Consider the following 17,123-nt stretch of genomic DNA (forward strand, 5'->3'; position numbering starts at 1 on the left):
AGTCTCAGTCGGCTTCGGTGTCGGCCCGGGCCGGGACGCCGGCCTCCCGGCCGACCTGCCAGGTGGCCCGGACGGTGAGCACCGCTTGGGCGCCCGCCGCGACGATGCCCAGGCGCAGGTCCTTGGAGAGTTTGACGCCGAACTCGACCTCGACCTCGTCGGGCGGACGGACGGCGGAACGCACCGCCCCGTGCACCAGGTCGAGGACGCCGCCGAGCGGCTGGAGAGCCTCCCGAAGCGCTTCGCCGGTGGTCCGGGCGGCGTCCCGGGCCCGGCCGACCGCCACCAGTTCACCGCTGCCGTCGGGCAGGTCCAGGTCACCGGAAGCGCGGTCGGGCGCCTGTAGTTCGGAGACCTCCAGCAACACGGACGTGCCGTCGGCGAGCATCACGTCGGTGAATCCCGTCATGCCCGTCACTCTCGCACCGCTCGGAGGGCGGTGTCTGCCTCAACGTGCCATCGGAGCAACGCTTTTCGGCCAAACTTGGCGGCCAACGACAGACCGGGACGGAGGAGTTGAACGCCCGCGCGGGAACCGGGCCGGGCGCACCGTCCAGCAGCAGTCGGTGCGGGACAGGAAGCAGCTCGTGAGGGGCCTCAGGGGCAGAGCCGCTCCACCCGCCACCCGCCGCCCCCCGCGCCCCCGGGGCCCTCGGCGACGAAGCGGAGGCGGTCGTGGAGGCGGTTCTCGCGGCCCTGCCAGAACTCGACGGTGCGCGGGACGACCCGGTAGCCGCCCCAGAACGGCGGGACGGGGACGCCCTCGCCCTCGGGGTAGCGGGCCGCGAGGTCGGCGTAGCGCCGCTCCAGCACCTCGCGGCCGGCCACCGGGCTGGACTGTTCGCTGGCCCAGGCGCCGAGCTGGGAGCCGTGCGGGCGGGTCCGGAAGTAGGCGGCGGTCTCGTCCCGGCCGACCTTCTCCACCCGGCCGCCGATCACCACCTGGCGCGCCAGTCCGATCCAGGGGAAGAGCAGCGAGGCGTTCGGGTTGGCGGCCAGGTCGGTGCCCTTGCGGGAGCCGTAGTTGGTGAAGAACACGAAGCCGCGCGGGTCGTAGCCCTTGAGCAGCACGGTGCGCGAGGACGGCAGGCCGTCGGCGTCGGCGGTGGAGACCACCATCGCGTTGGGTTCGACCACGCCCGCCTCGACGGCCTCGTGGAACCAGCGGGCGAACTGCCGGAACGGGTCCTCGGCCAACTGGTCCTCGGCCAGGCCCTCGTGCTGGTAATGCTTGCGCATCACGGTCAGGTCCGGCACGGGCCGCTCCCCGGCCGGCGTGGACAGGGCGTTCGGGTGACTGTGGCGTTCCGCGGTAGGCACGCCAACATCATCCCGTACGACAAGCGCCGAGCGCCGCTACGTCCGCGCAAACACCCGGAGTCAGGGTGCGCGGCCGCCACCGCCCGGTGAATCGTCCGGATTTCGGCCAGAGTGTCCCGGAAAATCCGCCGACAACGCGCGGGGCGGCAGGGGTTCGAGCGGCGCGTGGGGGAAACATCACCGTCGTGGTGTATGGCGCAATGCACTCCGTGCCTGCCACTCTGACACCGAGTGCCAACCACCATCGGTACCGGCGTGCCGCCCCACCACGGCCGTGCGTCGTGTCGGATCACTGAAGGAGCCGTTCTACATGTCGGACTTCGTACCCGGCCTTGAGGGTGTCGTCGCCTTCGAGAGCGAGATCGCCGAACCCGACCGCGAGGGCGGCGCGCTCCGCTACCGCGGGGTGGACATCGAGGACCTGGTCGGCCAGGTCTCCTTCGGTCACGTCTGGGGCCTGCTGGTGGACGGCCGGTTCGCCCCCGGGCTGCCGGCGGCCGAGCCGTTCCCGATCCCGGTTCACTCCGGCGACATCCGGGTCGACGTGCAGTCGGCGCTCGCCATGCTCGCCCCGGTCTGGGGCCTCAAGCCGCTGCTGGACATCTCCGCCGAGCAGGCCCGCGACGACCTCGCCCGGGCCGCCGTGATGGCGCTGTCCTACGTCGCCCAGTCCGCCCGCGGCCAGGGCCTGCCGATGGTGCCGCAGCGCGAGATCGACAAGGCCGAGACCATCGTCGAGCGGTTCATGATCCGCTGGCGCGGCGAGCCGGACCCGAAGCACGTCAAGGCCGTCGACGCCTACTGGACGTCCGCCGCCGAGCACGGCATGAACGCCTCCACCTTCACCGCCCGGGTGATCGCCTCCACCGGTGCCGACGTCGCCGCGGCGCTGTCCGGCGCGGTCGGCGCGATGTCCGGCCCGCTGCACGGCGGCGCGCCGTCCCGGGTGCTCGGCATGATCGAGGAGATCGAGCGCACCGGCGACGCGGCCGGCTACGTGAAGAAGGCCCTCGACAAGGGCGAGCGCCTGATGGGCTTCGGCCACCGCGTCTACCGCGCCGAGGACCCGCGCGCCCGAGTGCTGCGCCGCACCGCCAAGGAGCTCGGCGCGCCGCGCTTCGAGATCGCCGAGGCGCTGGAGAAGGCCGCGCTGGAGGAGCTGCACAACCGCCGTCCCGACCGCGTGCTGGCCACCAACGTCGAGTTCTGGGCCGCCATCATGCTGGACTTCGCCGAGGTCCCGGCGCACATGTTCACCTCGATGTTCACCTGCGCCCGCACCGCCGGCTGGTCCGCGCACATCCTGGAGCAGAAGCGCACCGGCCGGCTGGTCCGCCCGGCCGCCCGCTACATCGGCCCCGGCTCCCGCACGCCGCAGGAGATCGAGGGCTGGGACCAGATCGCCCGCTGACACCCGATCAGGTGAACACCTGACGGACCGTCAGCATCCGTGACGGCACCCCCGGGCGCGCGCACCACCCCTGACCAGGGGCGGCGCGCGCCCCGGTGAGCGCTGTCCGGTGCCACGAAGATCGCGTCTCAGCCGCCGGACGGCCGTACAGCCGGGCAATTCGGGGCGATAGGGTGCGGGTGTGGCTCAGATTCAGATCCCCGCCGACAATCTGCCCAACGACGGCCGCTTCGGCTGCGGCCCCTCCAAGGTGCGCCCCGAGGCCTTGAGTGCCCTCGCCGCCACCGGAACCTCCCTGCTGGGCACCTCCCACCGTCAGGCCCCGGTCAAGAACATCGTGAAGCGCGTCCGCCAGGGCGTCGCCGAACTGTTCTCGCTGCCCGAGGGCTACGAGGTCGTGCTCGGCAACGGTGGCTCCACCGCGTTCTGGGACATCGCCGCGTTCGGCCTGGTGCGCGAGAAGTCGCAGCACCTGAACTTCGGCGAGTTCTCCTCCAAGTTCGCCTCCTCCGTGAAGGCCGCCCCGTGGCTGGCCGAACCGACCGTCATCAAGACCGAGCCGGGCACCCACCCGCTGCCGGTCGCCGAGGCGGGGGTGGACGTCTACGCGCTCACCCACAACGAGACCTCCACCGGTGTCGCCATGCCGATCCGCCGCCCCGAGGGCGCGGACGCCGGCTCGCTGGTGCTGGTCGACGCCACCTCCGGCGCCGGCGGCCTGCCCGTCGACATCCGCGAGACGGACGTCTACTACTTCGCCCCGCAGAAGTCCTTCGCCTCCGAGGGCGGCCTGTGGCTGGCCACCTTCTCCCCGGCCGCCCTGGAGCGCGCCGCGGAGATCGCCGGCTCCGGCCGGTACATCCCGCCGTTCTTCGACCTGCCGACCGCGATCGACAACTCCTCGAAGGACCAGACGTACAACACCCCGGCCCTCTCCACCCTCTTCCTGCTGGCCGACCAGCTGGAGTGGATGAACGGCCAGGGCGGCCTGGACTGGGCGGTGTCCCGCACCGCCGAGTCGTCCTCGATCCTGTACGCGTGGGCCGAGAAGTCCCCCTACGCGCAGCCCTTCGTCGCCAAGGCGGAGGAGCGCTCGCAGGTCGTCGGCACCATCGACTTCGACGAGTCGGTGGACGCCGCCGCGGTCGCCAAGGCACTGCGTGCCAACGGCATCGTGGACACCGAGCCGTACCGCAAGCTCGGCCGCAACCAGCTGCGCATCGCGATGTTCCCGGCGATCGACCCGGCGGACGTCGAGAAGCTCACCGGCGCGATCGACTACGTGGTCGAGCACCTGAACGACTGACACCCCGTCGCCCTCGAAGGCCCTGGTCCGCGGACCAGGGCCTTCGTTCATGCCGCGTTGGGCCGAACTGGCCGAGGAAGCGGCCGGCGAACGGGTCGGCGCCATTGAACTCAGCGACCATCGGGGCGAACGGGCCGTCCGGCGAGGGCAACCGGCCCACGCCGCCGCCGCTGCCCAGCGGCAGCAGGATCATCGGGTGGCCGAGCGGGCGGTAGGCCCCGGTCGGCGGCTCGTCGCGCAGCTGCGCGGAGATGTTCTCCGCCACCACCTCGGCGTGCTGCATGGCGAAGCCCGCCATGTCGGCCTCCGGCAGGTCGGCCAGGTCACCGATCGCGTACGCCGGGTGTACCCATGGAAGCCCCTGCGTCGCGGCAGGCCCCACGGCCGGGCCCGCGTCGCGCCCCCCTGCGGATCGACCGCCCGCGAACCGGCCCCAACGCCGGAACGGCCTGGGGGGGCTACTTCTGCACGAGGGCGCTGATGATCACTACGGCGAGCAGCAGGACGAACGCGCCGGTGACGATCCGCATACGGGTCTTCGGGTCCACGCTTCGAGACTAGTCGGTCGCCCGACCTACCCGGGCTCCGGCCCCTGCTTCGCGGGCAGGGCACCGCCGCGATACTCGCGCTGGCGGAAGACCGTCGGGGCGACGCCGACGCGGCGGGTGAACAGGCGGGTGAAGTACGCCGGGTCCTGGTAGCCGACCCGGCGGGCCACCGCGGAGACGGGCAGTTCGCTGGCCGCCAGCAGGTGCTTGGCCTCGTTCAGGCGGACGGTGAGCAGGTACTCCTTCGGGCTGGTCGCGCCCTGCGCGCGCACCGCGCGGCGCAGCTCCTCCACGCCCATGCCGACCCGCCGGGCGTGCTCGGCCACCGACAGCGGCAGGCAGGCGTCCCGGCGCAGCACCTCCATCACCGGGGCGCCCTCCGGGCCCAGGTCGGCCCGGTGCCGGTGCAGCTCCACCAGCAGCTCGTGGACCGCCGCCGACGCCTCCGGGCCGGCCGTCGGCCCGCCCCGGCGGCAGACCGCCGCGATCCGGGCGATCACCCGCAGCGCGGTCTCCGCGGAATCCAGCGGCACCACCTCGGCCTCCGGCAGCAGGCCCAGCTCGGCGTACCCGGCGGTGCCCGCGCCGGTGAAGTCCACGAAGGACTCCGCCCAGCCGTCCGCGTCCGGCCCGTAGTGGTGCGGCACCCCCGGCCGCAGCCACAGCACCGCGGGCGCCACCACCGGCAGCCGCCGGCCGCCCGGCAGCGCGTACCAGCCGCGCCCCGAACCGACCACCACCGCCACCCAGTGGTCCAGCACCCGCGGCCCGACCACCGGCAGCCGCCCGCGCTGCAGGCCCACGCCCAGGCACGCCAGGCCGGTGCCCAACTGCGCCGGCCCCGGCGTCAGGTAGTGCCACCAGCGCTCCATCGTCCTCCGTCCGCGGATTTCCTCCCGGACAAGTCCAACACGCCGCCGGGCTTTGTCCATGGTCCGGGCCGGTGCGTTCCAGCAGGCTAGGAGGCATGCTCACCTACGACTCGACCGGCTTCCGCCTCGACGGCCGCCCGCTGCGCATCCTCTCCGGCGCGATGCACTACTTCCGCACCCGCCCCGAGCAGTGGCCCGCCCGCCTCGCCGCGCTGCGCGCGATGGGGCTGAACACCGTCGAGACGTACGTGCCGTGGAACCTGCACGAACCCTCCCCCGGCCGCTTCGAGCGCCTGGACGAACTCGGCGCGTTCCTCGACGAGGCGCACCGCCAGGGCCTGTGGACGATCGTCCGGCCCGGCCCCTACATCTGCGCCGAGTGGGACAACGGCGGCCTGCCCGGCTGGCTGACCGCCAAGGTCGGGCGCCGCGCCCGCACCAGCGACCCGGAGTACCTGGCCGCCGTCGACGCGTTCTTCGACGTCCTGCTGCCGCAGGTCGTCGAACGCCAGTGGGGGCGGCCCGGCGGCACCGTGCTGATGGTCCAGGTCGAGAACGAGTACGGCTCGTTCGGCAGCGACCACATGTACCTCGACCACCTGGCCCGCGGCCTGCGCGAACGCGGCATCTCCGTCCCGCTGTTCACCTCCGACGGCCCCGAGGACCACATGCTCGGCGGCGGCACCGTCCCCGGCATCCTGGCCACCGTCAACTTCGGCTCCGACCCGGAGACCGCGTTCGAGACGCTGCGCCGCCACCGCCCCCAGGACCCGCCGTTCTGCATGGAGTTCTGGAACGGCTGGTTCGACCACTGGGCCAAGCCCCACCACACCCGCGACGCCGCCGACGCCGCCGACTCGCTGCGCCGCATCCTCGCCGCCGGCGGCTCCGTCAACCTGTACATGGCCCACGGCGGCACCAACTTCGGCACCACCGCCGGCGCCAACCACGAGGACGCGCCGTTCAACTCCACCGACTGGACGCACTCCCCGTACCAGCCGACCACCACCTCCTACGACTACGACGCCGCCCTCGACGAACGCGGCCTGCCCAGCCCCAAGTTCCACGCCTTCCAGCAGGTCATCGCCGACTTCGCCGCCGAAAACCCGTCACTGGTGCACTACTTGGACGACCGGGTCGCCGAACTGCCGCCCGCTGTACCGGTGTTGGCTGCTCGCGAGGTCGCGCTCAACGAGATCGCCGAACTGCCGTTCGGGGACGCCGTCGCCTCGCCCGTACCGCCGCTGTTCGAAGACCTCGGGCTGGAACACGGCCTGATCCGCTACACCACGACGGTGCCCACGATCAGCTCCGACCAGCCGGTCACCGTCGAGAACCTGCGCGACCGGGCCGCCCTCCACATCAACGGCAAGCACGCCGCCACGCTCGAACGCGGCGTCACCCCACCGGACGTCACCGCCACGGGCGGCGACCAACTCACCCTGCTCGTCGAATCGCTCGGCCGGGTCAACTACGGCCCCCAGGTCGGCGAAACAAAGGGCATCACCGGCGTCCGCCACGAACGCCAGTACCTGCACGGCTGGCACGCACAGCCCCTCGCCCTCGACCCCCTCCCCACCGCCGGCTACACCCCCGGCGAGCCCGCCCCCGAGACGCTCGCCCGCGGCACCTTCGACCTCGCCACCACCGGCGACACCTTCCTCGCCGTCCCCGACGGCGACCACGGCTACCTGTGGATCAACGGCTTCCTCCTCGGCCGCTACGACCGCCGCGGCCCCCAGGTCACCCTCTACTGCCCCCAGCCCCTGCTCCACGAGGGCACCAACACGCTCACCCTGCTGGAACTGGGACAGGCGGCGCCCAAGCGCATCGAGCTTCGCGAGGCCCCGGAACTGGGCTAGAAGCGCGAAACCAGGGGCGCGGGGAACTGCGCGAGGCGGAAGACCCCAACCGCAAGATCGCGACGCAGGACAATGACCTGCACTTGATCGCGAGCTTGCGGACGGGCCTTGCGCTTGTCGCGCAGTTCCGCCCCCTCGCTTCGCTGGGGGTACCCCCAGCGCCCCTGATCGGTCGCCCGCCAGCTCGCGCAAGTCTCCCCGCGCCTCTAACCCCGCAGCCGCCAGCTCTCGACCTCGGTGTACCTCGCGGGCCCGAACCCCGTCTCGCTGCGCATCAGGTGGACCCGCCCGGCCTCCCACTCCGCCCCCCGGAAGTGATTGATCGCGTCTGCCATCGCCCGCATCCCGCCCGCCCTGAAACGGCTGCGGGCGAGAGTGAGGTGCGGGTGGAACGGATGGTCGTCCGTGACGTCGAGCGCGTCGCGGACCGCGTCCGCGAGTCGTCGCAGGGCAGCCGTCCCGCCCTGAACGCCGCACCAGAGCACCCGGTCCCCGAAGGTCCCACCGCCGGCCAGCCGCAGGCGGTGGCGGGGGTGCTCAGCCGCGACGACCGCCAACTTCTGGCACAGCGAAGGCACTTCGTCCGCCGGAACGTCCCCCAGGAAGGCCAGGGTGAGGTGCCACCCGGCCGTCTCGCTCCAGCGCAGCCGGTCCGCCCCGGGAAGCTCTCGAAGAGCAGATGTCGCGTCGACGAGTTCCTGGATGGCGCGGGCCGGCGGGTTCACGGCGACGAAGAGCCTCATTCCGCCATCGTGCCCTACCGCCCGACGGCCGCCACCGGATAGAAAGGAGGCCATGCGCATCCGCACCGGAGGTCCCGACTCCGCTCCCGCTCTGCTCTCCCTCATCGATGGCGCGGTCGCCTGGCTGACCGCGCAGGGCCGTACCGGGCAGTGGGGGTCGGTGCCGTGGTCGCAGCGTCCGGAGTCGGTGGCGCGGGCCGAGCAGGCGTGCCGCGAGCAGTTGGTGCGGGTCGCCGAGCGGGCCGCGGGCGGGGGCGACGCGCTGGGCATCAGCGTCCTCTCGGAGGATGCGCCGTCGTACGCGCCGCCGGTGCCGGAGCGGGAGTTGTACGTGCGCTGGCTGGTCACCGACCGCGTGCACAGTGGTTCCGGCATCGGTTCCGCGCTGATTGCGGACGCGCTGCGGGAGGCCCGGGGCCGCGGCATCGACCTGCTGCGGGTGGACTGCTACGCGGGCGGCGACGGCCGGCTGGTCGAGCAGTACGAGCGGCTCGGGTTCACCCGGACCGCCACGTTCACCCTCGACCAGCCGGCCGGCCCGTGGCCGGGCCAGGTGCTGGAACAGCGCGTCCCGCGCGACTAGCAGGCAGTCGCCAGGTCGCTCTTCTGCACCACCGAGAACACCCGCCCGCGGGTCCGCACCGGGTGCAGGTCGAACCTGAGCCGCAGGCCGCTGATCCGGCCGAGCACCAGGGCGACCACGCCGGCGGCCGCGGCGGAGACCAGGCCGCAGGCGAGCAGGCCGAGGCGGGGGCCGTACTCGGCGGTGATCCAGCCGACCAGCGGGGCGCCGATCGGGGTGCCGCCGGTGAAGACCAGGACCAGCAGGCCCATGACCCGGCCGCGCATCTCGGGGTCGGTGCCGAGCTGGAGCGCCGAGTTGACCGAGGTGTTGAAGGTCAGGCCGAAGATGCCGATCAGGGTGAGCAGCAGCGCGAACGTCCAGTAGCCGGGCGCGAACGCGGCCATGATCTCCAGTGCGCCGAACGCCAGCGCCGCGAAGACCAGGCGGCGCAGCCGGGGCGCGCCGCGCCGTGCGGCGAGCAGTGCGCCGGCCAGCGAGCCGACCGCCATCGCGGTGTTGAGCAGGCCGTACGCGCCCGCGCCGACGTGGAAGGTGTCGCGGGCGAAGCCGGAGAGCAGGGTCGGGAAGTTGAACCCGAAGGTGCCGATGAAGCCGGCCAGCACCATCGGCCACAGCAGTTCGGGGCGTTCCCGGACGTAGCGCAGTCCTTCGCGGAGCTGTCCGCGTTCGCGGGCGATCCGCTCGACGGGGCGCAGTTCGCTGCTGCGCATGGCGAGCAGGCCGCCGATGACCGCGGCGAAGGACAGCGCGTTGACGGCGAACGCCCAGCCGCTGCCGACCGCGGCGATCAGCGCACCGGCCACGGCGGGGCCGACCAGCCGGGCGGTCTGGAAGTTGGCGGCGTTCAGGCTGACGGCGTTGGCGAGGTCGCGCGGGGGCACCATCTCGCTGACGAAGGCCTGCCGGGTCGGGTTGTCGACCACCGTGACCAGGCCGAGCAGCAGCGCGAACAGGTAGACCACGACGGGCGTGACGGTGCCGGTGATGGTGAGCAGGGCGAGGCCGGCGGCGAGCAGGCCCATCGCGCCCTGGGTGGCGATCAGCAGGCGGCGCTTGGGCAGCCGGTCGGCGAGGACGCCGCCCCACAGGCCGAGCAGCAGCATGGGCAGGAACTGCATGGCGGTGGTGATGCCGACCGCGAAGGGGCTGCCGGTGAGGCTGAGGACCAGCCAGTCCTGGGCGATGCGCTGCATCCAGGTGCCGGTGTTCGAGACGACCTGACCGGCGAAGTAGTACCGGTAGTTGCGGATGCGCAGGGACGAGAACATCCCTCCCGGGCGGGTGAACCGGCCCGGCGAAGCGGCGGGGATCTCCGCCGCGGTGCGTTCCTCGGGGTCGTCGTCGCCGCTGCCCGGCAGGCCCGTGGGGGCGGGTGCCTGGCTCTGCGCGGCGGGGGCGCCGGTGGGCGCGGGTTCGTTTGCGGCCGTCTCGTCGGCGAACGGTTCGTCGGTGCGCTGCCCGGCGGGGCGGGCACTGATGCGTCGGGGGTCGGTTCGGAGGTCGGTGCGGATGGTCGCGGTGCGGATCGCGGCGGCGCGGGCGGCCGGCGGTGTCACAGTTGTCTCCCCTCGACGCGCCGCGGCCGTTTCGACGGCCGCGGCGCGGTGTGTGGCACTGGTGGTTGTTGCGGTGATGCGGTTAGCCCCTTCGTTTGCCCTGAGGCGGTCCGAGTCGGTCTGAAAACGCTTACAGGTGGGCCAGTTTGTAGAGCACGGGCGCGGCATCTCTCAGCCGCTCCCACTCCTCCTCGTCGAGGCCGTGGGCGAGCTCCGCCAGCCAGGCGTTGCGCCGCCTGCGGGACTCGTTGAGGATCTGCTCTGCCTGTTCGGTACTGCTGACCACCACCTGCCGGCGGTCCTCGGGGTGCGGCTCGCGCCGCACCAGGCCCTTCTCCTCCAGCATCGCGATGATCCTGGTCATGGAGGGCGGCTGGACGTGCTCCTTGCGCGCCAGCTCACCGGGCGTCGCTTTGCCACAGCGGGCAAGCGTGCCGAGCACCCCCATTTCGGTGGGGCTCAGCGACTCCTCGACCCGTTGGTGTCGCAACCGTCGGGCCAAACGCATCGCGGACGACCTCAGCTGGCTGATCGCCACCAGGTCGTCCTCGGACATCTCGGGCATGTCCTTAGCCTACGTCATTACCAAAGCTAAAGAAAATTGGATTTCGATCAACCCTGCCCGAGGCCCGGCAGACTCAGTCCGCGCTGAGCTGGAAGCCCAGCCGACCGAAGCGCAGGCGGTCGCCGGGGCGGACGACGGTGCCGCCGGCCAGGCGGCGGTCGTTGACGAAGGTGCCGTTGCTGGAGCCGAGGTCGTAGAGCACCCAGTCGCCGCCCTCGAAGCGCAGCTCGGCGTGCCGGCGGGAGACCGTCGCGTCGCCGAGGCGCAGGCCGGAGCCGGTCATCCGGCCGATCAGCAGGCGGCCGACGGCCGGGGCGGGGAGCTGGAGCCGGGTGAGCTGCTCGGCCTGCCAGGTCTGCCGCAGCCGGACGTTGAGCGAGGAGACCTTGGCGACGGTGCGCAGCAGCAGCCGGGAGACCGGGCCGTAGGTGCGCAGATCGCCGACCACCTCGGCGAGTTCGGCGCGACTGCGGGCGGTGAGGACCAGTTCCATCCGGCGGATGAAGGTGTCGTGGGAGAGCCGACCGCTGCCGACGCCGTCCCGCAGCACTTCCAGCGCGCTGTCCCGCTCGCCCTGCGAGGGGCGGGCCAGCTCGGTGCCGAACTCCTGAGCGCTCATGGCGCGATTGTCGGCCGGGTGGGGCGCGGCTGTCCAGCGTGCGGCGCACCCCTGATCTGCGCAGTCCTCAACTGCGCCCCCACCGTGCGCCATTCGGCGAAATCCCCGTCAACTCGCCGGCCCGGCAACGAAGCCCTGGCAGGATCCGGTGCAGCACGATCCGCCGCACGAGGGAGCGCCGACATGGCCGTGATCGCCGTGACCGGGCACATGGACCTCACCCCGACCACCACCCGCGCGGTGCGCGCCGCCCTCGACGCGCTCCTCGCGCCTTACCCCGCTGGAGAGTTGACGGGGCTGTCGTGCCTCGCCCCGGGCGCGGACACGCTGTTCGCGGACGCCGTACTGGCCCGCGGCGGCCGCCTGGTCGCCGTGCTGCCGAGCCCGTCCTACCCCGGCCCGCAACCCGCGGCCGCCGCAGCCGACTTCGCCCGGCTGCGCGCCGCCGCCGATCGGGTGCTGGTGCTACCCGCGGCCGTGCTCGACGACGCCGCCTACGTCGCCGCCAACACCGAACTGCTCGCGCTTACAGACGAGTTGGTCGCGGTCTGGGACGGCGGGCCGGGCAACGGCCCGGGCGGGACGGCCGACATGGTCGCCACCGCCCGGGCCGCCGGGGTGCCGGTGTACGTGCTCTGGCCGGCCGGGTCGGCCCGCACCGGAAGTTGAACTGCCTTACGGCTCCAACCGGTTCGGCCCGCACCGGAAGTTGAACTGCCTTACGGCTCCAGCCGGTTCGGCCCACGGAACAGGAAGACCGCGTCCCGGATCGAGGACAGCCCGAGGGCCAGCATCAGCACCCGGCCGAGGCCCAGGCCGAAGCCGCCGTGCGGGGGCATCCCGTAGCGGAAGCAGTCCAGGTAGCGGCCGAGCGGGCCTTCGGGGCTCGCGTCCATGCCCTTCTCCCGCGCCTGCGCGACGAGTTGGCCGTGCCGGTGCTCGCGCTGGGCGCCGGTGGTGATCTCCACGCCCTTCCACAGCAGGTCGTAGGACTCGGTGACGGTCGGGTCGTCGGCGGGCCGGTGGTGGTAGAACGGCCGCACCGAGGCCGGGAATCGGGTGACGAACACGAACTCGTGCCCGCTCTCCTCGGCCACCAGCGCGCTGAGCAGCCGCTCGCCCTCCGGGTCGAGGTCCTCCCGCACGCCCTCCTGGTCCCAGCCGGCGGCCCGGAGCTTCGCCGTGGCCTCGGCCATCGTCAGCCGGGGGAAGGGGAGTTCGGGCACCACGACGCGGGTGTCCCCGTGCTGCTCGATCTGTTCGCCGTGCCGTTCGGCGACCCGGGCCAGCACCCGGTGCAGCATCCGCTCCTGGAAGGACATCACGTCCTCGACGCTGTCGATCCAGGCCAACTCGACGTCCACGCCGGTGAATTCGGTGGCGTGCCGGGAGGTGAACGAAGGCTCCGCACGGAACACCGGGCCGATCTCGAAGACCCGGTCGATACCACTGGCGATCGCCATCTGCTTGTAGAACTGCGGCGACTGCGCGAGGTACGCCGTCCGGTCGAAGTACCCGACCTTGAACACCTCGGCACCCGACTCGGAGGCCGTGCCCATCAGTTTCGGCGTGTGCAGCTCGGTGAAGCCCTCCTCGGCGGCGACCTCCCGCATCGCCTGCTCGACGGTGGTCTGCACCTCGAACACCAGCCGCCGCTCGGGGCGCCGCAAGTCCAGGAAACGCCAGTTCAGGCGCTGTTCCGGGCCGGTCTCCGCGGTGATCGGCAGGCCCGGTTCGGCGGCCGATACCACCTCGATCCGCTCCGGCAGGATCTCCAGCCCGCCGAGCTTCACCACCGGGTTGGCGACCACCTTGCCGGTGATCTCCACCGCCGACTCCGGCGTCAACCCCCGCAGGATCTCGTCGAGTTGGTCTCCGTCACCCCCGCGCCGGTGGGTCACCTGCACCATGCCGGTGTGGTCCCGCACCACCACGAACTGCATCCTGCTCTGCAGTCGCAGCGTGTTCACCCACCCCTTGACCGTCACTGTCCCGTCCAGTGCGGACGGCAGCTCGCCGACGAGGGTACGTACCATGATCAGCAACTCCCTGGGTTGCGGGCGCGTTGTTCGCGCCACGAAGAGAGCGGTAAACAGCCGCCCTAGGACGCGCCCACACTAGCGGCCCGCCCACCTGCGGAGCTTCCGGTTTTCCGCACCGCCGACGCCAGAGCGACCTAGAATGGCCCGACTCGGCTGAATCCAGGGGGAGTTGAAGGCCGAACGGCGATACGCGCAGCTGGGGAGGTCGTCCGATGGGCGAGGACGCGTGGGACCGGCCGATGGTGCGGCCGCAGACCCTGGAAGGGCTGATCGACCTGGTCGGCTCCCGGATCGAGGTGGCGGCACTGCCCCGGGCGCAGACGACCGTCCGGCAGCTGGTGGTGCACGACCCGCTCGACCGGCCGATCGGCCGGGGCGACCTGGTGGTCGCCGCCGGCCTCGACTCGCACAGCACCGAGGCCGAGGACCTGCTGCGCACGGCCGGAGCGGCCGGCGCGGCGGGCGTGGTGCTGCGCGAGGCCCGCCACCTCGACCGCAAGCAGGAGCTGCGGGCGCTCGCCGAACAGGCCGGTACGGCACTGCTGTTCCGCGCCGCGTGGATGAACTGGCCGCGGCTGATCGGCACCCTGGAAGCCGCCGCCGCGATCGGCCCCGTCCCCGACAGCGCCAACGTGCCGCTCGGCGACCTCGGCGGACTGGCCCGCCTGATCGCCGTCCAGGTACAGGGCGCCGTGACCATCGAGGACCCGGACTCCCGGGTCCTCGCGCACTACGCGGAGAGCGCCGCCCTCGACCCGATCCGGATCCTCACCATCTCCACCGGCCAGGTCCCCGAGGAACGCCGCCGGGCGATGACCGAGGACGGCTTCTTCAAAGAACTCTGGTCCACCGAACAGGTGTTGCACCGCCGCGCCGCCGGCGACATCCCGGAACGGATGGCGGTGGCGGTCCAGGCCGGCGGCGAACGCCTCGGCTCGATCTGGGTCGCCGCACTGAACGGACACACCCTCCAGGACAGCGCCGTCGAAGCCCTGCGGGTCGCCGCCCGACTGGCCGCCGCCCACCTGTTGCACCACCACTCCCGGCACCACGGCCGCAGCGAACTGCTCACCGAAGCCACCCGCGCCGTCCTGGACGGCCGGGGCTCCGGCACCCTGCTCGCCCGGCACAGCGGCCTGCCCGCCGACACCCACTGCGCCGTCCTCGCCGTCGGCGTCACCGGCCCCCTCGACGACGACCTGCGGGTCCGGCTCGCCCGGCACGCCGGCTGGCACCCCACCGGCCCCGGCCGCAGCTCCCTGCTGCTCCCCGGCGAACGCGGCGTGCTGATCCTGCTGGCCGGCCTCGCCGCCGACCTGCCCACCGCCGAACTCCAGGTCGCCGACTACGGCCGCCGGCTGACCGCCGACCTGTCCGCCCACCTGAAGACCCGCGTCCTGGTCGGCCTCGGCCCGGTCCAGGACCGCCTCGACCACGCCTCCCGCTCCCGCGAATCCGCCGAACTCGCCCTCAGCGGGCTGCTGTTCGGCCGGGGCGAGCTCAACAGCGCCACCGTCGACCAGGTCGCCGACGCGGTCGCCCTGCGACACATCGTCGAAGCCCTGCGCGACCTGCCGCTCCCCGTCCGCACCTCGGTCTCCCGGCTGGTCGAGCACGCCGAGCAGAAGGGCGACCGCACCCCACTGGACGCCCTGCGCGCCTACCTCGACCACTCACGCGAACTCGGCCGCGCCGCCGACACCCTGGGCGTGGCCCGCACCACCTTCGCCAACCGGTTCCACAACAAGGTCCTGAAGATCTCCGGCCTGGACGTCTCCAACTCCGACGCCCGCCTGCTCGCCCACCTCCAACTCCGGCTGCTGGACCACCCCACCACGCCCTGACACCACATCGGGCCGGCGAACCGGTGCCCGGACACCACTCCGCCCTCCGCCCGCCCGCCGCCCGTCCGCCCGCGCACCCCCGGCCCGCCCGAACCGCCGCCCCGCACCGGCCTCACCCGAACGGGCGCCTCCGGCGGTGCACGCGCCCTGCCGCACCCGCCGAAACCCGGCGCGGCGGGCACAGACACCAAGGCACCCCGAACCGCACGCTGGAGCCACGGCCCGGAACCACGACCGGGCCCGGCCCCCCTTCCTGCCGACCTCGCGCGGAGCGTGCCCCATGACCGACCACCAGCCCCTGATCGGCGCCGAACGCCGTGAACTCGTCCTCCGCGCGGCCGTCCAGCACGGCCTGCTCGACCCGGAGGACGCCCCGCTCGCCGCCTTCCTCGACCTCGACGCCGTCACCGAGACCGTCGCCGCCCTGCACGCCGCGTTCCCCGCCCGGCTCGACGTGCTGCACGCCTTCGCCGCCAAGGCCAACCCGCTCGGACCGGTACTGCGCCGACTCCGCGGCCTCGGCATGGGCTGCGAGGTCGCCAGCCCCGGCGAATTCGCACAGGCCCTGGCGGCCGGCTTCGCGCCGGACCGGATCGTACTCGACTCCCCCGCCAAGACCCGCCGCGAGCTGACCCTCGCGCTCGACCTCGGCGTCGCCGTCAACATCGACAACTGGCAGGAACTCACCCGCGTCGACGACCTGCTCGCCCGCCGCCCCACCACCTCCCGGATCGGCGTCCGGGTCAACCCGCAGGTCGGCGGCGGCAGCATCGCGGCGATGAGCACCGCGACCGCCACTTCCAAGTTCGGCATCCCGCTCGCCGACCCCGGCAACGCGGAACGCCTGATCGACGCCTTCCGCGCCCGCCCCTGGCTGACCTGGCTGCACTGCCACATCGGCTCGCAGGGCATCGGCCTCTCCCTGATGGCCGCCGGCGTCGGCGCGACCGTCGACTTCGCCGAACGCGTCAACCGCGAGCTCGGCCGCCGCCAGATCACCGGCATCGACCTCGGCGGCGGCCTCCCCGTCAACTTCACCGACGACCGGATCACCCCCGGCTGGGACACCTACGTCGACGAGCTGCGCCGGCACGCCCCCGCGCTCTTCGACGGCGGCTACCGGCTCGTCACCGAATTCGGCCGCTCCGTGCTCGCCAAGGCCGGCTTCACCGCCTCCTACATCGAATACACCAAGCAGGCCGGCGGCCGCGCCATCGCCGTCGGCCATGCCGGCGCCCAGGTCGCCACCCGCACCGTCTTCATGCCCGACAGCTGGCCCCTGCGCCTCACCGCCCACACCCCGTCCGGCGCCGCCAAGCACGGCGAGACCGTCCCGCAGGACATCGCCGGCCCCTGCTGCTTCGCCGGCGACCTGGTCGCCCGCAACCGCCCCCTCCCCCTCCTCGAACCCGGCGACCTGGTCTGCCTCCTCGACACCGGCGCCTACTACGCCTCCCACCACTTCAGCTACAACTCACTCCCCGAACCCCCCGTGTACGGCGCCCGCACCGACGCCTCGGGCACCATCCACTTCGAAACCCTCCGCCCCGCCCAAACCATCGACGACCTGGTCACCCGCACCACCGCCTGACCGGTCCGCATCCAGGAGGTCGAACTCCCCGCTGGCAATAGCGTCGGCAAGTTCTGTCCGCCTGGCCCGCTTCACGGCCTCCAGTAGCGCCGCATTGACCGTGGCGACCTTGGTGGTCGTTCCGAAGAGCTGCTGCGCCTCCGCGAGAAGGGCGTCGTCGAGGTCGATGACCGTGCGCGTCATGGATCGTCCCTCCGCCGGACCGTCCACACCACGATAGAGAGATCCTCCTCGTCCCCACACCGAGAACGACAACGG

General features: G+C 72.6%; 17 protein-coding genes. 7 read left to right on the plus strand and 10 right to left on the minus strand.

Annotation, left to right across the window (positions count from 1 at the left end):
* Window positions 1–4 precede the first annotated feature (4 nt).
* The gene (locus ACFYST_RS25730) at window positions 5–409 is read right to left on the minus strand and encodes a CU044_2847 family protein (protein WP_387865754.1); all 405 of its coding nucleotides are present in this window, start codon (window positions 407–409) and stop codon (window positions 5–7) included.
* 188 nt (window positions 410–597) lie between these two features.
* Window positions 598–1,239: a pyridoxamine 5'-phosphate oxidase gene (pdxH, locus tag ACFYST_RS25735; protein ID WP_387638898.1), complete on the minus strand. Its 642-nt coding sequence runs from the start codon at window positions 1,237–1,239 to the stop codon at window positions 598–600.
* A 391-nt stretch (window positions 1,240–1,630) separates the two neighbouring features.
* Between pdxH and ACFYST_RS25740 the strand changes: the two genes are divergently transcribed.
* Together ACFYST_RS25740 and serC are read left to right on the plus strand one after the other, a co-directional pair.
* Window positions 1,631–2,731, plus strand: coding sequence for a citrate synthase 2 (locus ACFYST_RS25740; protein WP_387638529.1), 1,101 nt, complete (start codon window positions 1,631–1,633; stop codon window positions 2,729–2,731).
* A gap of 181 nt (window positions 2,732–2,912) precedes the next feature.
* Window positions 2,913–4,037, plus strand: a complete 1,125-nt coding sequence (gene serC, locus ACFYST_RS25745) for a phosphoserine transaminase (RefSeq protein ID WP_387638532.1) — start codon at window positions 2,913–2,915, stop codon at window positions 4,035–4,037.
* Here serC and ACFYST_RS25750 read toward each other — a convergent pair.
* Window positions 3,994–4,335 (minus strand): hypothetical protein, encoded by a 342-nt coding sequence (locus ACFYST_RS25750; RefSeq protein ID WP_387865756.1) that lies wholly within the window; start codon window positions 4,333–4,335, stop codon window positions 3,994–3,996. The genes serC and ACFYST_RS25750 overlap by 44 nt on opposite strands.
* Window positions 4,336–4,611: 276 nt before the next feature.
* Window positions 4,612–5,457 (minus strand): AraC family transcriptional regulator, encoded by an 846-nt coding sequence (locus ACFYST_RS25755; protein ID WP_387638538.1) that lies wholly within the window; start codon window positions 5,455–5,457, stop codon window positions 4,612–4,614.
* A 95-nt stretch (window positions 5,458–5,552) separates the two neighbouring features.
* On the opposite strand from ACFYST_RS25755, the gene ACFYST_RS25760 reads away from it, so the two are divergent.
* Window positions 5,553–7,319, plus strand: coding sequence for a glycoside hydrolase family 35 protein (locus tag ACFYST_RS25760; protein ID WP_387865759.1), 1,767 nt, complete (start codon window positions 5,553–5,555; stop codon window positions 7,317–7,319).
* A gap of 206 nt (window positions 7,320–7,525) precedes the next feature.
* On the opposite strand, the gene thpR is transcribed toward ACFYST_RS25760, so the two are convergent.
* Window positions 7,526–8,062, minus strand: a complete 537-nt coding sequence (gene thpR / locus ACFYST_RS25765; RefSeq protein ID WP_387865762.1) for an RNA 2',3'-cyclic phosphodiesterase — start codon at window positions 8,060–8,062, stop codon at window positions 7,526–7,528.
* A gap of 52 nt (window positions 8,063–8,114) precedes the next feature.
* Here thpR and ACFYST_RS25770 point away from each other — a divergent pair, with 52 nt between their 5' ends.
* The gene (locus ACFYST_RS25770; RefSeq protein WP_387865764.1) at window positions 8,115–8,645 is read left to right on the plus strand and encodes a GNAT family N-acetyltransferase; all 531 of its coding nucleotides are present in this window, start codon (window positions 8,115–8,117) and stop codon (window positions 8,643–8,645) included.
* On the opposite strand, the gene ACFYST_RS25775 is transcribed toward ACFYST_RS25770, so the two are convergent.
* From ACFYST_RS25775 to ACFYST_RS25785, 3 genes are all read right to left on the minus strand, one after another.
* A complete protein-coding gene (locus ACFYST_RS25775; RefSeq protein ID WP_387638900.1) occupies window positions 8,642–9,916 on the minus strand; it encodes an MFS transporter in 1,275 nt (424 codons plus the stop codon). The two genes, ACFYST_RS25770 and ACFYST_RS25775, sit on opposite strands and share 4 nt — an antisense overlap.
* A gap of 418 nt (window positions 9,917–10,334) precedes the next feature.
* Window positions 10,335–10,769 carry a MarR family winged helix-turn-helix transcriptional regulator gene (locus ACFYST_RS25780; protein ID WP_387638549.1) on the minus strand — a complete coding sequence of 145 codons (435 nt, stop codon included), beginning with the start codon at window positions 10,767–10,769 and terminating at the stop codon, window positions 10,335–10,337.
* A 73-nt stretch (window positions 10,770–10,842) separates the two neighbouring features.
* Entirely contained in the window at window positions 10,843–11,388 is a 546-nt protein-coding gene (locus ACFYST_RS25785; RefSeq protein WP_387638551.1) for an FHA domain-containing protein, read from the minus strand.
* Window positions 11,389–11,571: 183 nt separating this feature from the next.
* On the opposite strand from ACFYST_RS25785, the gene ACFYST_RS25790 reads away from it, so the two are divergent.
* Window positions 11,572–12,057 carry a hypothetical protein gene (locus ACFYST_RS25790; RefSeq protein ID WP_387865767.1) on the plus strand — a complete coding sequence of 162 codons (486 nt, stop codon included), beginning with the start codon at window positions 11,572–11,574 and terminating at the stop codon, window positions 12,055–12,057.
* Between the two features lie 50 nt (window positions 12,058–12,107).
* On the opposite strand, the gene aspS is transcribed toward ACFYST_RS25790, so the two are convergent.
* A complete protein-coding gene (gene aspS, locus ACFYST_RS25795) occupies window positions 12,108–13,424 on the minus strand; it encodes an aspartate--tRNA(Asn) ligase (protein WP_387865769.1) in 1,317 nt (438 codons plus the stop codon).
* Window positions 13,425–13,642: 218 nt separating this feature from the next.
* Between aspS and ACFYST_RS25800 the strand changes: the two genes are divergently transcribed.
* Both ACFYST_RS25800 and ACFYST_RS25805 read left to right on the plus strand, forming a co-directional pair.
* Window positions 13,643–15,274, plus strand: coding sequence for a helix-turn-helix domain-containing protein (locus ACFYST_RS25800; RefSeq protein WP_387865771.1), 1,632 nt, complete (start codon window positions 13,643–13,645; stop codon window positions 15,272–15,274).
* A gap of 280 nt (window positions 15,275–15,554) precedes the next feature.
* Complete coding sequence (locus ACFYST_RS25805) at window positions 15,555–16,865, plus strand: diaminopimelate decarboxylase (protein ID WP_387865774.1); 1,311 nt, start codon at window positions 15,555–15,557, stop codon at window positions 16,863–16,865.
* On the opposite strand, the gene ACFYST_RS25810 is transcribed toward ACFYST_RS25805, so the two are convergent.
* Window positions 16,749–17,048, minus strand: a complete 300-nt coding sequence (locus tag ACFYST_RS25810; RefSeq protein ID WP_387638562.1) for a type II toxin-antitoxin system VapB family antitoxin — start codon at window positions 17,046–17,048, stop codon at window positions 16,749–16,751. The two genes, ACFYST_RS25805 and ACFYST_RS25810, sit on opposite strands and share 117 nt — an antisense overlap.
* Window positions 17,049–17,123: the final 75 nt, after the last annotated feature.

This window comes from Kitasatospora sp. NPDC004614, assembly GCF_042873675.1.
Taxonomy (GTDB): Bacteria; Actinomycetota; Actinomycetes; order Streptomycetales; family Streptomycetaceae; genus Kitasatospora.

Bases quoted from the DNA above. Each gene is read 5' to 3' on its own strand.
- ACFYST_RS25775 (WP_387638900.1), bottom strand. From the start codon at position 9,916: ATGTTCTCGTCCCTGCGCATCCGCAACTACCGGTACTACTTCGCCGGT.
- ACFYST_RS25805 (WP_387865774.1), top strand. From the start codon at position 15,555: ATGACCGACCACCAGCCCCTGATCGGCGCCGAACGCCGTGAACTCGTC.
- ACFYST_RS25730 (WP_387865754.1), bottom strand. From the start codon at position 409: ATGACGGGATTCACCGACGTGATGCTCGCCGACGGCACGTCCGTGTTG.
- pdxH (WP_387638898.1), bottom strand. From the start codon at position 1,239: ATGCGCAAGCATTACCAGCACGAGGGCCTGGCCGAGGACCAGTTGGCC.
- ACFYST_RS25740 (WP_387638529.1), top strand. From the start codon at position 1,631: ATGTCGGACTTCGTACCCGGCCTTGAGGGTGTCGTCGCCTTCGAGAGC.
- ACFYST_RS25800 (WP_387865771.1), top strand. From the start codon at position 13,643: ATGGGCGAGGACGCGTGGGACCGGCCGATGGTGCGGCCGCAGACCCTG.
- aspS (WP_387865769.1), bottom strand. From the start codon at position 13,424: ATGGTACGTACCCTCGTCGGCGAGCTGCCGTCCGCACTGGACGGGACA.
- thpR (WP_387865762.1), bottom strand. From the start codon at position 8,062: ATGAGGCTCTTCGTCGCCGTGAACCCGCCGGCCCGCGCCATCCAGGAA.
- ACFYST_RS25780 (WP_387638549.1), bottom strand. From the start codon at position 10,769: ATGCCCGAGATGTCCGAGGACGACCTGGTGGCGATCAGCCAGCTGAGG.
- ACFYST_RS25755 (WP_387638538.1), bottom strand. From the start codon at position 5,457: ATGGAGCGCTGGTGGCACTACCTGACGCCGGGGCCGGCGCAGTTGGGC.
- ACFYST_RS25770 (WP_387865764.1), top strand. From the start codon at position 8,115: ATGCGCATCCGCACCGGAGGTCCCGACTCCGCTCCCGCTCTGCTCTCC.
- ACFYST_RS25790 (WP_387865767.1), top strand. From the start codon at position 11,572: ATGGCCGTGATCGCCGTGACCGGGCACATGGACCTCACCCCGACCACC.
- ACFYST_RS25810 (WP_387638562.1), bottom strand. From the start codon at position 17,048: ATGACGCGCACGGTCATCGACCTCGACGACGCCCTTCTCGCGGAGGCG.
- ACFYST_RS25750 (WP_387865756.1), bottom strand. From the start codon at position 4,335: ATGGCGGGCTTCGCCATGCAGCACGCCGAGGTGGTGGCGGAGAACATC.
- ACFYST_RS25760 (WP_387865759.1), top strand. From the start codon at position 5,553: ATGCTCACCTACGACTCGACCGGCTTCCGCCTCGACGGCCGCCCGCTG.
- ACFYST_RS25785 (WP_387638551.1), bottom strand. From the start codon at position 11,388: ATGAGCGCTCAGGAGTTCGGCACCGAGCTGGCCCGCCCCTCGCAGGGC.